Origin of the sequence: Streptomyces sp. NPDC001532, assembly GCF_040298625.1 — a bacterium.
Lineage (GTDB): Bacteria > Actinomycetota > Actinomycetes > Streptomycetales > Streptomycetaceae > Streptomyces.
Window position 1 is genome coordinate 223,236 of record NZ_JBEPAL010000005.1, and the last position, 14,024, is coordinate 237,259.

The 14,024-nt window shown below is 72.9% G+C and carries 11 protein-coding genes; 2 read left to right on the forward strand and 9 right to left on the reverse strand.

Annotated elements, in window-relative coordinates:
* Nucleotides 1–70: 70 nt before the first annotated feature.
* A complete protein-coding gene (locus ABT232_RS07835; RefSeq protein WP_351837353.1) occupies nucleotides 71–622 on the forward strand; it encodes a YceI family protein in 552 nt (183 codons plus the stop codon).
* Between the two features lie 90 nt (nucleotides 623–712).
* On the opposite strand, the gene ABT232_RS07840 is transcribed toward ABT232_RS07835, so the two are convergent.
* On the reverse strand, nucleotides 713–1,279 hold the full coding sequence (locus tag ABT232_RS07840) for a YdeI/OmpD-associated family protein (protein WP_351837356.1): 567 nt from the start codon (nucleotides 1,277–1,279) through the stop codon (nucleotides 713–715).
* A 116-nt stretch (nucleotides 1,280–1,395) separates the two neighbouring features.
* Here ABT232_RS07840 and ABT232_RS07845 point away from each other — a divergent pair, with 116 nt between their 5' ends.
* On the forward strand, nucleotides 1,396–1,896 hold the full coding sequence (locus ABT232_RS07845; protein ID WP_351837359.1) for an N-acetyltransferase: 501 nt from the start codon (nucleotides 1,396–1,398) through the stop codon (nucleotides 1,894–1,896).
* A gap of 19 nt (nucleotides 1,897–1,915) precedes the next feature.
* Here ABT232_RS07845 and ABT232_RS07850 read toward each other — a convergent pair whose 3' ends face one another.
* The 8 genes from ABT232_RS07850 to ureA form a co-directional block, all read right to left on the reverse strand.
* Nucleotides 1,916–3,265 carry a hypothetical protein gene (locus tag ABT232_RS07850; RefSeq protein WP_351837362.1) on the reverse strand — a complete coding sequence of 450 codons (1,350 nt, stop codon included), beginning with the start codon at nucleotides 3,263–3,265 and terminating at the stop codon, nucleotides 1,916–1,918.
* A 78-nt stretch (nucleotides 3,266–3,343) separates the two neighbouring features.
* Complete coding sequence (locus ABT232_RS07855) at nucleotides 3,344–6,376, reverse strand: glycoside hydrolase family 3 protein (protein WP_351837365.1); 3,033 nt, start codon at nucleotides 6,374–6,376, stop codon at nucleotides 3,344–3,346.
* 227 nt (nucleotides 6,377–6,603) lie between these two features.
* Nucleotides 6,604–8,208, reverse strand: a complete 1,605-nt coding sequence (gene cimA, locus ABT232_RS07860) for a citramalate synthase (RefSeq protein ID WP_351837367.1) — start codon at nucleotides 8,206–8,208, stop codon at nucleotides 6,604–6,606.
* A 304-nt stretch (nucleotides 8,209–8,512) separates the two neighbouring features.
* On the reverse strand, nucleotides 8,513–9,754 hold the full coding sequence (locus tag ABT232_RS07865) for a TolB family protein (protein WP_351837370.1): 1,242 nt from the start codon (nucleotides 9,752–9,754) through the stop codon (nucleotides 8,513–8,515).
* Nucleotides 9,755–9,890: 136 nt separating this feature from the next.
* Nucleotides 9,891–10,499 (reverse strand): TetR/AcrR family transcriptional regulator, encoded by a 609-nt coding sequence (locus tag ABT232_RS07870; protein ID WP_351837373.1) that lies wholly within the window; start codon nucleotides 10,497–10,499, stop codon nucleotides 9,891–9,893.
* Nucleotides 10,500–10,510: 11 nt separating this feature from the next.
* Nucleotides 10,511–11,530: an agmatine deiminase family protein gene (locus ABT232_RS07875; protein ID WP_351837376.1), complete on the reverse strand. Its 1,020-nt coding sequence runs from the start codon at nucleotides 11,528–11,530 to the stop codon at nucleotides 10,511–10,513.
* Between the two features lie 40 nt (nucleotides 11,531–11,570).
* Entirely contained in the window at nucleotides 11,571–13,283 is a 1,713-nt protein-coding gene (locus ABT232_RS07880) for an urease subunit alpha (RefSeq protein ID WP_351837378.1), read from the reverse strand.
* Entirely contained in the window at nucleotides 13,280–13,990 is a 711-nt protein-coding gene (ureA, locus tag ABT232_RS07885; RefSeq protein ID WP_351837381.1) for an urease subunit gamma, read from the reverse strand. Before ureA ends, ABT232_RS07880 begins: the two co-directional genes overlap by 4 nt.
* Nucleotides 13,991–14,024 lie beyond the last annotated feature (34 nt).

Below are 14,024 nucleotides of genomic sequence, written 5' to 3' on the forward strand. Positions count from 1 at the left end.
CGGAATAGGTCTACGGTGGTCCTTGTTCCCCTCGTTGAACATTCAACATTCCGTCCCCAAGGAGCACGCCATGACCCTCGACCTGGCCACCCTCACCGGCGACTACACCCTCGACCCGGCCCACACCACCATCGGCTTCACCGCCCGCCACGCGATGGTCACCAACGTCAAGGGCAAGTTCCTCGACTTCAGCGGCTCGCTGCACCTCGACGGCTCGGAGCCGGCCCGCTCCAGCGCCTCCATCGACGTCAAGATGGACAGCATCGACACCGGCAACGCCGACCGTGACGGCCACCTGAAGAGCGCGGACTTCTTCACGACGGACCAGTTCCCGACCATGACGTTCCGCTCCACCAAGGCGGAGTCCCTGGGCGGCGACGACTACCGGATCACCGGCGACCTGTCGATCCTCGGCGTCACCAAGCCGATCACCATCGACCTGGAGTTCAACGGCCTCGCCAAGGACCCGTTCGGCAACGAGCGCGTCGGCTTCGAGGGCCGGGCCACGATCCTGCGCTCCGAGTTCGGCCTGACCTGGAACGCCGCACTGGAGACCGGCGGCTTCCTGATCTCCGACAAGATCAAGCTGAACTTCGACATCTCGGCGATCAAGAACGCCTGAGCCCGCGGCCCGGGTTCCGCCCCGGGCCCCGCTCCGGCCCCCCGAGCGCGCCCGCCCTCCACTCCCCCGAGGAGGGCGGGCGCTCGCCGTTCAGCCGGCCGCGCCCTCCAGCTTCCCGATCGCGGCGGCCAGCCGGGCGGCCCGCCGCTCGGGCGTACGGGCGCGCAGCAGGTCCAGGACGACGAGGTAGCGGTCCGTCCTGCCGAGCGCCTCGAAGGCCGCCTTCGCCCGGGGACTCCGCTCGAGCGCCGCCGCGAGATCGTCGGGGACACCGGCGTGGCGCTGCGACTCGTAGGCCGCCGCCCACCGTCCGTCCGCCCTGGCCGCCTCGACCTCCGCCAGACCGGTGGGGCGCATGCGTCCGGCGTCGGTGAGTTCCGCGACCCGGCGCACATTGACCATCGACCAGAGGCTGCCGGTGCGGCGCGGGGTGATCCGCTGGAGGTAGTGGGTCTCGTCGAGGCCCTTGCGCTGTCCGGTGATCCAGCCGTGGCACAGGGCCGCGTCGTTGACCTCGGCGGCGGTGACGGAGGGCAGGCCCGACCCCTTCTTGGCGACCCGCACCCACAGACCGGGATGCGGTGCCGGGTGCCGGGCGAGCCAGGCGTCCAGCTCGGCGACGGACTCGAAGGCGAGGGGCTGCTCCGGAGTGGTCATACCGGCACGGTAGGCCGCCAGTAGGACAGAAACCGACCTCGATCGCCCCCTCGCCCGCAACCCTCGCCCGCAAAAGGCCGTGCGCGCGGGCGCGGTGGCGTGGTTGGGTCGCCGTCATGAGCTGGCTGCCGCACGACTTCGTCCACCCCGTCCACGTCGAGGTACCCGGCGGCGGGGGCCACCGGCTGCGCCCGATCAGCGGTGCGGACGCGCCGCTCGACTACCCGGCCGTGATGGGCTCGCGCGAGCGCCTGTGGTCGCTCTTCGGCGCGGCCTGGGGCTGGCCGGCGGCCACCATGTCGTACGAGGCGAACCAGGCGGATCTGGAGCGGCACGCCGCGGAGATCGAGGCCCACCAGTCGTTCAACTACACGGTGGAGAACGCGGACCGCACCGCGCTGCGCGGCTGTGTCTACATCGATCCGCCGGAGAAGGCGGGCGCCGACGCCGAGATCTCCTGGTGGGTGGTGGACGAGGAGGCGGGCGGCGCGCTGGAGCGGGCGCTGGACGCCTTCGTGCCGCGGTGGATCGGCGCGGACTGGCCGTTCGCGCGGCCGCGGTTCATCGGGCGGGACCTGACCTGGGACGAGTGGCTGCGGCTGCCGGACCACGCGTGAGCGGCGGGGCGGCGGGCGGTCAGAACCCGCCGCCGAAGTCGCCGCCGCCACCGCCGAAGTCGCCGCCGCCGAAGCCTCCGCCGCCGCCGAAGTCACCGGTGTCGAAGTCGGCGCCGGACACGTCGCCGCCCTCGTAGCCGCCGAAGTCGCCGTAGTCGGAGCCGTAGTCGGACGCGTAGGCCGGGGTGGCCATCATGCCGCCGAGCATGGTGCCGACGAGCAGGCCGGGCAGCAGGCCGCCGCCGAAGTAGCCGCCCGCCCAGGGGCCGTAGGCGGGGCCCGCGTCCCAGTAGGGGCGCCGGCCGTAGTCGGTGTCGACCTCGCGGACCATGGGGTCCTGTCCGTCGGCGAGCCGGGCCTCGTCGGCCGCGCACACGGGCACTTCACGGGAGGCACCGCCGGACGGCGTCCACACGACGTCGGCGACGGACGGGCCGTGGCGCGGGTCGAAGAAGCAGGGCGGCCGGCGTTCGGGCGGCGGCCGTCCCTCGCGGCGGGCGGCGAGCGAGGCGAGGGCGAAGCGGCCGTTCTCCAGCGACTCGGTGACCGGGCGCACGTCCTCCGGTCTGCGGGCGGCGGCCATCTGCGCCTTCGCCGTGTCGTAGGCGTCCAGGGCGTGTTCGAAGTCGGCGCGCATCGCGTCGTCGGCGCCGGGTTCGGCGGGCCGGAAGTCGAGCCGGTCCAGTTCCTCGCCGAACGCGGTGATGTCCTCGTCGACGACCACGCGCAGCTTCTCCAGCGCTGCCCGCTGCTCCTCCTCGTGGCGGCGCCGGTTGCGGCGGACCACGGCGTACGCGCCCGCGCCGCCGGCGGCCAGTACCGCGCCGGTGGTGACCAGGGCGGTGGTGGAGACGCCGTCGCCGTCGCCGGAGCCCCAGGAGGCGGGGGCGGTGCCGCCGACGCCGCCGCGCAGGGCGTCGTCGACGAAGTCGTTCAGCTGGGCCTTGGCGTCGCCCGCGTCCTGCACGGCCGCGACCAGGTTGGACACTCCCTGGCGGCTGAGCACGCTGCTGTCGGCGCGCGCGTCGAACCGCTCGCCGAGGCGGACACCGTACAGGCCGGTGATGCCGGTCTCGGTGCGGAGGTTGCGGAAGAGGTCCTGGGTCGGCTGGTCGGCGGGGAGGACCGCCACGAACACCGGTTTGTCCGCGTCCTCGATCTTGTCCGCGAGCGCTTCGGCGTCTGCTTCGGACAGCACGTCGGAGGCGGCGGGATCGACGTAGACGGGACTTTCCCGCAGGGCCTGGGCGACCTCGGTGAGGTCGGTGGCCGCGTGCGCTCCGGGCGCACCGGCCGACAGCACCGCCAGTGCGGCGATGACCGGCACGATCAGCAGGCGTCCGAAGGTACGCCCCAACGCGGCCTTCATACCTTCGAAGCTACCCGAAAAGGGTGATAAATGGACATCGGGCCCGGAGGGAGATGCCCCGGGCCCGATGTCCCGGCCTCAGGCCGTCGCCCGGTGGGCGGTGATCAGCTTGTCCACCGCCGCCCCGTACCGCCCGGTCAGCAGCAGCTGGTCCGCCTCGGCGAAGGGCTTGGCGAAGGCGGCGGTGATGTCCTGCCCCGCCGCGCGCTGCACCAGCAGCCGGGCCCTGGTGACCAGTGCCCGCCCGGTCTGCTCGGCGCCCGCCCGCTCGGCCGCCCGCGCCGCGACGGCCAGGGCGTGCAGGGTGGCGGTGCCGCCGGAGGGCACCTGGGTGCGGGTGGTGAGCCCCCAGCCGTACGGGAACTGCGGGTCGTAGGCCGTGTCACCGACGTTGACCGGCAGCTGCGCCTCGGACCTCGGCCAGGTCACGGGCAGCTGCCCGGTGAAGGCGCGCCGCCCGTACAGCACGTCCGCCACGCCGTCGCCCTCGGTGCCCGGCAGCCAGGACGCCACCAGCGCGTCGATCGATCCGAGCCGGTCGCCGAGGAGCTGGGGGCGGCCGGAGACGATCAGCACCACGCACTGCACGGCCGCGCACACCGTGTCGACGGCGGCCTTGTCGGCGGCGGACAGCTCCAGGTCGTGCCCGTTGCCGACGTCGCCGACACCCTCGGCGTACGGGGTCTCGCCGACGACGACCACGCCGACGTCATGACCGGCCAGCGGCCGCGAGGCGTCCTTCGACCAGGTGACGTCCGCGCCGGTGCTCCGGATGCCCTCCAGGATCGTGGTGCCCGGCGTGATGTCGCCGGAGGCGCCCTGCCAGGTGACGGTCCAGCCACCGGACTGGTTGCCGATGTCGTCGGCGTTGGACCCGGCGACGTACACCTTCTGCGAGGCCTTCAGCGGCAGCACAGCGCCGTCGTTCTTCAGCAGCACCTGGGAGGCGGCCACGGCCTCGCGGGCCACCGCGCGGTGGGCGGCGGAGCCGATCTCCGAGGCGGCGGAGGTGTCGGCCCAGGGCTGCTCGAAGAGGCCGAGGCGGAACTTCTGGGTGAGGACGCGGGCGACGGCGTCGTCGATCCGCTGCTCGCTGATCCGGCCCGCGCGGACCTCGTCGACGAGGGTGTCGCGGAAGTCCTTGTAGGCGTACGGGACCATGATCATGTCGAGGCCCGCGTTGACCGAGGTCCGCACGTCCGAGGCGAGGTCGCCGGGGATCTGGTCGATGGCCGCCCAGTCGCTGATGACGAACCCGTCGAAGCCCATCCGCTCCTTGAGCACATCGGTGAGCATCCCGGCGTGGGCGTGCATCTTCACCGGCCCCTGGTCGTCGCCGATCAGGTCCAGGGAGGAGTACGAGGGCATCACCGTGCCGACGCCGCGGTCCACGGCCTCCTCGTACGGGGCGAGGTGGACGGCCTCCAGCTCCTCGCGGGTGACCCGGGTGACGCCCTGGTCGATGGTGTAGGTGCCGGTCGTCGAGGAGCCGTAGGCGGTGCCGCCGTCGGCGACGAAGTGCTTGGCGGTGGCGAGGACCTTGTCGGAGCGGTCGAGGTCCCGGCCGTCGGCCCGGCCCTGGAGGCCCTGGATCACCGTCTCCATCGACTCGACCAGCGCCGGGTCCTCGCCGAACGACTCGTAGGAGCGGCCCCAGCGCTCGTCGCGGGTCACGCACAGGCAGGGCGCGAAGTCCCAGGGGACGCCGGTGGCGCGGACCTCGGCGGCGGTCACGGCGCCGGTCTCGCGGGCCAGCCGCGGGTCGCGGGTGGCGCCGATGCCGATGTTGTGCGGCATGACCGTGGCGCCGACCAGGTTGTTGTGGCCGTGGACCGCGTCGACGCCGTAGATCAGCGGGATCTGGAAGCGGGTGGCCTGCGCCCTCAGCTGGAAGGCGTCGATCATCCTCGCCCAGCCCCCGGCGGTGTTCGGGGTCGGCGTGGAGCCGCCGCCGGAGAGCAGCGAGCCGAGGTCGTAGGCCGCGATGTCACCGGGCGCGGTGAGCGCGCCGCGCTCGGCCTGGGTCATCTGGCCGGCCTTCTCCTCGAGCGACATCCGGTCCAGCAGGTCCGCGACCCGCTTGCGCACCGGCAGCCGCTCGTCGAGGTACGGCAGTCCGTGGGCGTCGACGACGACCTGCGGGGTCTCGGCGGGGGCCTTGGCGCCGGTGACGGTCAGCTTGACCGGGATGGTCTCGGCGGGCTCGGCGGACCGGTCCTTGCGGGTGGGCACCTGGATGGTGCGCACCGTGCCGGAGGCGGTGCCCGCGGGGAAGGTGAACTCGCCGCGGACGGGCGTGTAGTCGCCGACCGAGGCGGTGCCGCCGGCCGTCTCGTAGGAGACGGTCACCGGTTCGTCGATGGGTGCGGAGCCGGTGGTGGCGACGGTCAGCCGGAGCGTCGCGGTGTCGCCCTCGCGGACCGGGTGGACGGCGGCGTCGGTGGTGACGGAGGCGCGCAGCGACTGGTCGGCGCGGCCGTACAGCTCGACACCGTCCAGCGCGAACTCGCCCGGCGCACCGGTGGGGAGGGTGACGGCGTACCCCCACATCGCGGTGAGGCCGAGGACCTGGTCGATGCCTCCGACGGGCTGGTAGTCGGTGCGGTACGCGAAGTCGGTGAAGGGGATCTCGATCCGCTTCCAGCCCGTGAAGTCGTCGGTGAAGGACGCCGTCCACAGTTCGGAGGCCTCGCCGTGGGCGCCGCCGTCCTTGAGCTCGAAGGTGATCCGCCGGCCGTCGCCTCGGCCGTCCCACCAGAAGCGGATGCCGCGGTGCGCGGACCAGTCGTGGGCGGGTTCGGTCGCGGCGTAGTCGTGGGTGAAGCCGCCCCAGCCGCTGATGTCGTAGGTGCCGGCGAGGACCTTCTGGCCCTCGGGGGCGTCCGGGCGGTCGGCCAGCCGGAGCGTGGGCGGATCGTCCGTGTCGCCGCCCCAGGTGAAGATGCCCTCGGCGGGCTGCTGCGCGAAGGGCACCTCGCCTTCGAAGCGGTCGACGGCGACGGGGGCGGGGTCGTCGGCGGAGGCGCGGGCGGCGGTGCCGGCGGCGGCCGGCGCCATGGGCAGCAGGGTGGCGAGTAACGCGGCGGAGACGAGCAGGGCGGCTCTCGGCATGGACCTTCCCTCGACTCTCTGGTTCACTCTGGATCCGACAGTTCACTCAGGGCTTAGATCAGCTCGTGAGTTAACTAGGGGCCCGGAGGCGCGTCAAGACGCCCGGTCAGGCCGGGCCCCGCACTCGACTCCCTTGTCCGACGGCGTTGTTGCGCCGACCTGTCCCGCGGACGCGCGGAGCCCCGGCGAGTCCGGAGAACTCGCCGGGGCCCGGTGCCGCACGCCGGTCACTCCGCCGGCTGTACGCCCGCCCGCAGCAGTCCGTAGGTGTACGCGTCCTCCAGCGCCTGCCAGGACGCGGCGATGACGTTCTCCGCCACGCCGACCGTGGACCACTCGCCGGCACCGTCCGAGGTGGAGATCAGCACCCGGGTCGTGGACTGCGTGCCGTGCACGCCCTCCAGGATGCGGACCTTGTAGTCGACCAGGTCGAGCTTGGCGAGCTGGGGGTAGATCTTCTCCAGCGCCACCCGCAGCGCCCGGTCGAGGGCGTTGACGGGGCCGTTGCCCTCCGCGGTGGCGACGATCCGCTCGCCCTTGGCCCACAGCTTGACGGTGGCCTCGTTGGCGTGGGTGCCGTCGGGGCGGTCCTCGACGATGGCCCGCCAGGACTCGACCTCGAAGTAGCGCAGCGGCCTGCCCTGGACCTCGGTGCGCAGCAGCAGCTCGAAGGAGGCGTCCGCGGCCTCGTAGGTGTAGCCCTTGAGCTCGCGCTCCTTCACCCGCTCGACGACCCGGCCGACCAGTTCGCGGTCGCCGCCGAGGTCGATGCCGAGCTCCTTGCCCTTGAGCTCGACGGAGGCGCGGCCGGCCATGTCGGAGACCAGCATCCGCATGGTGTTGCCGACCCGCTCGGGGTCGATGTGCTGGTAGAGGTCCGGGTCGACCTTGATCGCGGAGGCGTGCAGACCGGCCTTGTGGGCGAACGCGGAAACTCCCACGTACGGCTGATGCGTGGAGGGCGTCAGGTTGACGACCTCCGCGATCGCGTGCGAGATCCGGGTCATCTCGCGCAGCCGGCCCTCGGGCAGCACCTTCTTGCCGTACTTCAGCTCCAGCGCCGCGACGACCGGGAACAGGTTGGCGTTGCCGACCCGTTCGCCGTAGCCGTTGGCCGTGCACTGGACGTGGGTGGCGCCCGCGTCGACGGCGGCGAGGGTGTTGGCGACCGCGCAGCCGGTGTCGTCCTGGGCGTGGATGCCGAGCCGGGCGCCGGTGTCGGCGAGGACCGTGGTGACGACGGCCTGGACCTGGGCGGGGAGCATGCCGCCGTTGGTGTCGCAGAGGATGACGACGTCCGCGCCGGCCTCCGAGGCCGTGCGGACCACGGACTTGGCGTACTCGGGGTTGGCGCGGTAGCCGTCGAAGAAGTGCTCGCAGTCGACGAAGACCCGGCGGCCCTGGGCCTTGAGGTGGGAGACGGTGTCGCGGACCATCTCCAGGTTCTCCTCCAGGGTGGTGCGCAGCGCCAGCTCGACATGCCGGTCGTGGGACTTCGCGACCAGCGTGATCACCGGGGCGCCGGAGTCGAGCAGGGCCTTGACCTGCGGGTCCTCCGAAGCCTTGGCGCCGGCCCGGCGGGTGGAACCGAAGGCGACGAGCTGGGCGTGCTTGAAGTCGATCTCCGCCTGCGCGCGGGCGAAGAACTCGGTGTCCCGCGGGTTCGCGCCGGGCCAGCCGCCCTCGATGAACCCCACGCCGAAGTCGTCCAGGTGCCGTGCGATGGCCAGCTTGTCCGCGACCGTGAGGTTGATGCCCTCGCGCTGGGCACCGTCGCGCAGGGTGGTGTCGAAGACGTGGAACGAGTCGTCGAGCTCGCTGGTTTCCGTCATGGTGTCAAGGCTCCTGTGGGGATCTCGGTCTACCGGAATGACCGGCTCCACCGTCCTTCTATGATCCCTCGCGCTCTTTCCCCGGCTGCGGGTGGGCCAGGAAAACGAAAAACCTCTCGCGGGTGCGAGAGGTCTGCGCGCGGGTCGAGGACGACGGTGTCCGCCCGTACCGGGTCGTACGAGGCGGTCACTGCGGACCGGCGCGCCTGCTGCCAATAATCATGGCGAACGAGAGCACGGAGGCAGTCTGGCACAGCCCCGCCTCCGCTCTCACGGCCGTCTCAGTATGCGAGCCCCGGATCACTCATCGCAGCCGGCGGACGAAGCCGTCGCCCTCCCCGTTGGTGTCGCCCGGCACCAGCCGGGCGGACGTCGAGAACAGACCGAGCAGCCGGCCGTCGCGGGCGAAGTCGCTCGGCGCGCTCCAGCCCTCGGTCAGCGGGCCGCCGTCGACGGACTCGGTGACAAGGGTGGTGCGGCCGGTGCGCAGATCGCGGACGTACACGTTGTCCACGGTCTCCTCGCTCGGCAGGGTGACCTCCTGCCGGTAGGCCAGCCGGCGGCCGTCCGCGCTGAGCGTGCCCGCGCCCAGTCCGCCCGCGCCCTCGTGGGTGACCCACCGGGTGCTGCCCGTCCGGGCGTCGTACAGGTACAGCTCCCAGGTGTACGCCGGGGCCCCGGCGACGACACGGTCGTCGAAGGACCCGTACGCGACGCGGCCGCCGTCCGCGGAGAGCGACAGGCCCGCCGGCGCGCCGTTCGTCGGGTCGCCCTCCGGGGTGAGGTTGAGCTGCCGCTGCTCGCCGGTGCGCAGGTCGGCCAGCCACAGCTCGCCCCGGCCGCCGCGCGGGTGGCGCTGGATGTAGGCCAGGTGGGTGCCGTCGGCGCTGAGCCGGAGGTTCTGCACGTACCAGTCCGACGGGACGCGGTCGCTGATCCTGCGGACGTCACCGGTGCGCCGGTCGGCGAGGTAGGCGAGCGTCCGGTGGGAGGTGCCCTCGCCCTCCATCCGGGTCACCGAGGCGGTGAAGGCCAGGTAGCGGCCGTCGCGGGACATGTCGAGGCTGTCGGCCACCCCGCCGGACCCGCCGTCGGCCGGGACGCTGATCCGTTCCGTGCGGCCGGTGTCACGGTCGTGCACGTACACGTCCCGCTGGTACGCGGGCGGCCGCTCCCACGGCACGAGATTCCCCGCGGCGGACAGGAAGGCGACGTACCGGCCGTCGCCGCTGATCCGCGCGGTGTCGCTGCGCCCGTCGGCCTGCGTGCCGTCCGAGGCCACGCTGACCCGCTCGACGGTCCCCCGGCGCAGATCGCGGACGAACACGTCGGGCTGTCCGTTGGTGTCGCCGGGCACCGCGTCCGGGGCGTACGAGGTGAAGGCGGCGTGGCGTCCGTCGGCGCTGAGCCGCGGTCCGTCCGACGCGCCCGTCAGCTGCTCCCCCGTCGCCGACACGGTGACCCGCTCGGTCCGCGGCGGCGGTGTCGCCCCCGCCGAGGTCACCGAGAACGCGACCATCGCCCCCGCGAGCACCGCGACAGGCATCCCCCGCATGAGTGTGCGCACATTTCCCCCTGGTCCGACGCTGCTCCCCCGGCCCCGCGCCGAGGGCTCCGACGAGCCAAACGCATCACGGCGTCCGGGGTCAATCGGTCGTATCGCGTACAACCCGGACAGGGCCTCAGTCGTCCGCGAGGAGGCTCTGCTCCAGGAACTCGCGGACGTGGCCGAGAATCTGCGCCCGGTCGGTGCCGCGCAGACCGATGGCGACATGGATGGAGAAGCCGTCCAGCAGCGCCCGCAGCCGGGCGGCGAAGCGGTCGGGGTCGACGGGCCGGAACTCGCCGCGCGAGACGCCCTCGGCGATCAGCGCGACCAGGTCGCGGTGCCAGGCGCCCTCGATGGCGGCCTGCCGGTCCCGGGCGTCGTCGTCGGCGTTCTGCGAGCGGTTCCAGACCTCCAGCCAGAGCGTCCAGTGCGGGTCGCGGTGGCCGTCGGGGACGTAGAGGTCGACGTAGGCGTCGAGGCGGTCGCGGGCCGGCGCCGGGCGGGCCAGCAGCCGGCCGCGCTCGACGCCGAGGCGGCCCTCGCTCCACTCCAGGGCCTGGAGCAGCAGCTCGTCCTTGGTGCGGAAGTAGTACAGGAGATGGCCGCTGCTCATGCCGACCTCGCGGCCGAGCGCGGCCATGGTCAGCTTCTCCAGGCCGCGTTCGGCGATCATCTCCACGGCGGCGGCGAGCAGTTCCTCGCGGGGCGGTGCGTTCTTCCGCGGTCGAGCCGCACCGGCCATCCCTGACTCCTCTAGATCCTCGGCTGCTGCTGGGTGATGCAGTGGATGCCTCCCCCACCTGCGAAGATCGTACGGGCGTCCACCAGGGTCACGGTCCGCTCGGGGAACAGACGGCGGAAGATCCCGGCCGCGATCTCGTCGTTGGGGTCGTCGAAGCCGCACAGCACGACGCCGCCGTTGCACAGGTAGTGGTTGATGTAGGAGTAGTCGACCCAGTCGCCGTCCTCGTCCTTCAGGACGGTGGGCGCGGGGATCTCGACGACCTCCAGCCGCCGGCCCTTGGCGTCGGTCTGCCCGCGCAGCAGCTCCAGGTAGGTCCGGGAGCGCTCGTGGTCGGGGTGGGCCGGGTCGCGCTGGCTGTGCACGACCACGGTGCCGGGCCCGGCGAAGGCCGCCACGATGTCCACATGGCCCTGGGTGCCGTAGGTGCCGTAGTCGCCGGCCAGGCCGTGCGGGAGCCAGATCGCCTTGGTGGTGCCGAGCTTGGCGTGGATCTCGGCCTCGACCCGCTCACGGGTCCAGCCGGGGTTGCGGCCGGCGCCGAGCTGGACGGTGTCGGTCAGCAGGACCGTGCCCTCGCCGTCGACGTGGATCGCGCCGCCCTCGTTGACGAGCGTGCTGCTCAGCACCGGCACCCCGGCGAGGTCCGCGACATGGCGGGCGATCTTGGAGTCGTGCTCCCAGCGGGCCCAGTCCTGGCCGCCCCAGCCGTTGAACACCCAGTCCACGGCGGCGAGCCGGCCCTCCTCGTCCTTGACGAAGGTCGGGCCGATGTCGCGCATCCAGGCGTCGTCGAGCTCGCGCTCCACGAGGTCGACGTCCGGGCCGAGCAGCTCGCGCGCGGACGCGCCCTGGCCGGGGCCGTGCACCACCGTCACCGGCTCGAAGCGGCGCACCGCGCGGGCCACCAAGGCCCAGGCGGCGCGGGCCTCGGCCAGCTCCTCGTCGCTGGTGAAGGTCGCGTTGGGGCCTGGCCAGGCCATCCAGGTGCGCTCGTGCGGGGCCCACTCGGGGGGCATGCGGAAGGTCATGAGGAGCTCCCTGCGGAGATCGGCCGGCTGACCGGCGGGCTTAGAGGAAGTACAGGCGGTTGAGCGAGACCGACTCGGCGGGCTCCGAGCGCAGCGGTTCGCCGTCGAGGGTGACGAGCCCGGTGCGCTGGTCGACGTCGACCGACCCGGTACGGGAGTTCAGTCGCAGGTCGGCCGGGCCGATGCCGCGGGTGCCGCGCACGGCGACCCGGCGGCGGCGGGTCGGCATGGTGTCGCGGCCCTGGTCGAGGGCGGCCTGCGCGACGAAGGCGACGGAGATGTCGGCCGGGGTGGCGCCGTACGCGCCGAACTGCGGGCCGAGGACGAGCGGTTCGCAGGTGTCGGTGGCCGCGCCCGGGTCGCCGACCACGCCGTAGGCCGGGAAGCCCGCCTTCAGGACGAGCTGCGGCTTGGCGCCGAAGTACTCCGGCCGCCACAGCACGATGTCGGCGAGCTTGCCGTTCTCGATGGAGCCGACCTCGTGGGCGAGTCCGTGGGCGATGGCCGGGTTGACGGTCAGCTTGGCCATGTACCGCAGGACGCGCTCGTTGTCGTGGCCGACGCCGGGGTCACCCAGCTCGGCCTTCATCTTCCCGGCCATGGCGAAGGTGCGGCGGACGGTCTCGCCGGCCCGGCCCATGCCCTGCGCGTCGGACGAGGTGATGCCGATCGCGCCCAGGTCGTGCAGCACGTCCTCGGCGCCCATCGTTCCGGCGCGGATGCGGTCGCGGGCCATGGCGGCGTCGCCGGGCAGGTCGGTCTTGAGGTCGTGGACGGAGACGATCATGCCGTAGTGCTCGGCGACCGCGTCCCGGCCGAAGGGCAGGGTGGGGTTGGTGGAGGAGCCGATGACGTTCGGCACGCCGGCCATCTTCAGCACGTTCGGCACATGTCCGCCGCCGCAGCCCTCGATGTGGAAGGCGTGGATGGTGCGGCCTTCGAGGACGCGCAGGGTGTCCTCCACGGACAGGCACTCGTTCAGCCCGTCGCTGTGGAGGGCGACCTGCACGTCGTGTTCCTCGGCGACGCGCAGCGCGGTGTCCAGGGCGCGGGTGTGGGCGCCCATGTCCTCGTGCACCTTGAAGCCGCTCGCGCCGCCCTCGGCCAGCGCCTCGATCAGTGGGGCGTCGTGGGAGGACGAACCGCGGCCGAGGAAGCCGATGTTGACGGGCCAGGCGTCGAAGGCGTTGAACGCGTGCCTCAGCGCCCAGGGCGAGTTGACGCCGACGCCCCACACCGGGCCGAACTCCTGGCCGATGACCGTGGTGACGCCGGAGGCGAGCGAGGCCTCCATGATGCGCGGCGACAGCAGGTGGACATGGGTGTCGACGGCCCCGGCGGTGGCGATCAGGCCCTCGCCGGAGACGATCGAGGTGCCGGTGCCGACGACGACGTCGACCCCGTCGAGGGTGTCGGGGTTGCCGGCCCGGCCGATGCCGCAGATCCGGCCCTCGCGGATGCCGATGGACACCTTGCGGATGCCCTGCACGGCGTCGATCACGACGACGTTGCTGATGACGACGTCACAGGTGTCCCGCACGGCGGCGGCCTTCAGGTGCAGTCCGTCGCGGGCGGTCTTGCCGAACCCGGCCAGGAACTCGTCGCCGTAGCGCTGGGAGTCGGACTCGACCTGGATGGTGAGCCCGGAGTCGCCCAGCCGGATCCGGTCGCCGGCGCGGGGGCCGTGGGTGGCGGCGTACTCGTACGGGGTGAGGCGGCGGGGTTCCGCCGGGTGGCCTCCGGGGCGGCTCATCGCTCGGCCTCCTGGTCCTGGTCCGTCGATTCCGGTACGCCGAGGTAGCCGCAGGCGGCGGCGCGGCGCAGCGCTTCGGCACGGGCGCCGGGGGCGTCCAGCGGCCCGTCGACCAGACCGGCGAAGCCGATCGCGATCCGGTCGCCGCCGATGGGTACGAGGCCGACCTCGGCGCTCTCGCCGGGGCCGAACCGCACGGACGAGCCGGCCGGCACGGCGAGCCGCATGCCGTAGGCCCGGTCCCGGGGGAAGTCCAGGCGGGGGTTGGCCTCGAAGAAGTGGAAGTGCGAGGTGACCGAGACCGGCACGCCCGCGGTGTTGGTGACCGTCACCAGGACGGCCGCCTCGGGTTCGGGGTGTTCCGGGCCGGGCAGCAGCGCGCCCGGGGCCAGCTCGCCGAGTCCGCCGCCGATGGGGTCGGAGACCACGGCGAGCCGGGATCCGTCGTCGAAGACGGCCTCGACGTGGACCTCGGTGACGACGTCGGCGACGCCGGGCAGCACGTCCTGCGGGCCGAGCACGGACCGGGCCGCCTCGACGGCCTCGGCGAGCCGCTTGCCGTCGCGGGCGGCCTCGCAGACGGTGTCCGCGATCAGCGCGGTGGCCTCCGGCACGTTGAGCCGCAGGCCGCGGGCGCGGCGGGCGCGGGCCAGCTCGGCGGCTCCGAAGAGCAGCAGCCGGTCACGTTCCGTCGGGGTAAGTCTCATGACGCGGGCACCTCCTTGCCTTCCCCGGATTTAG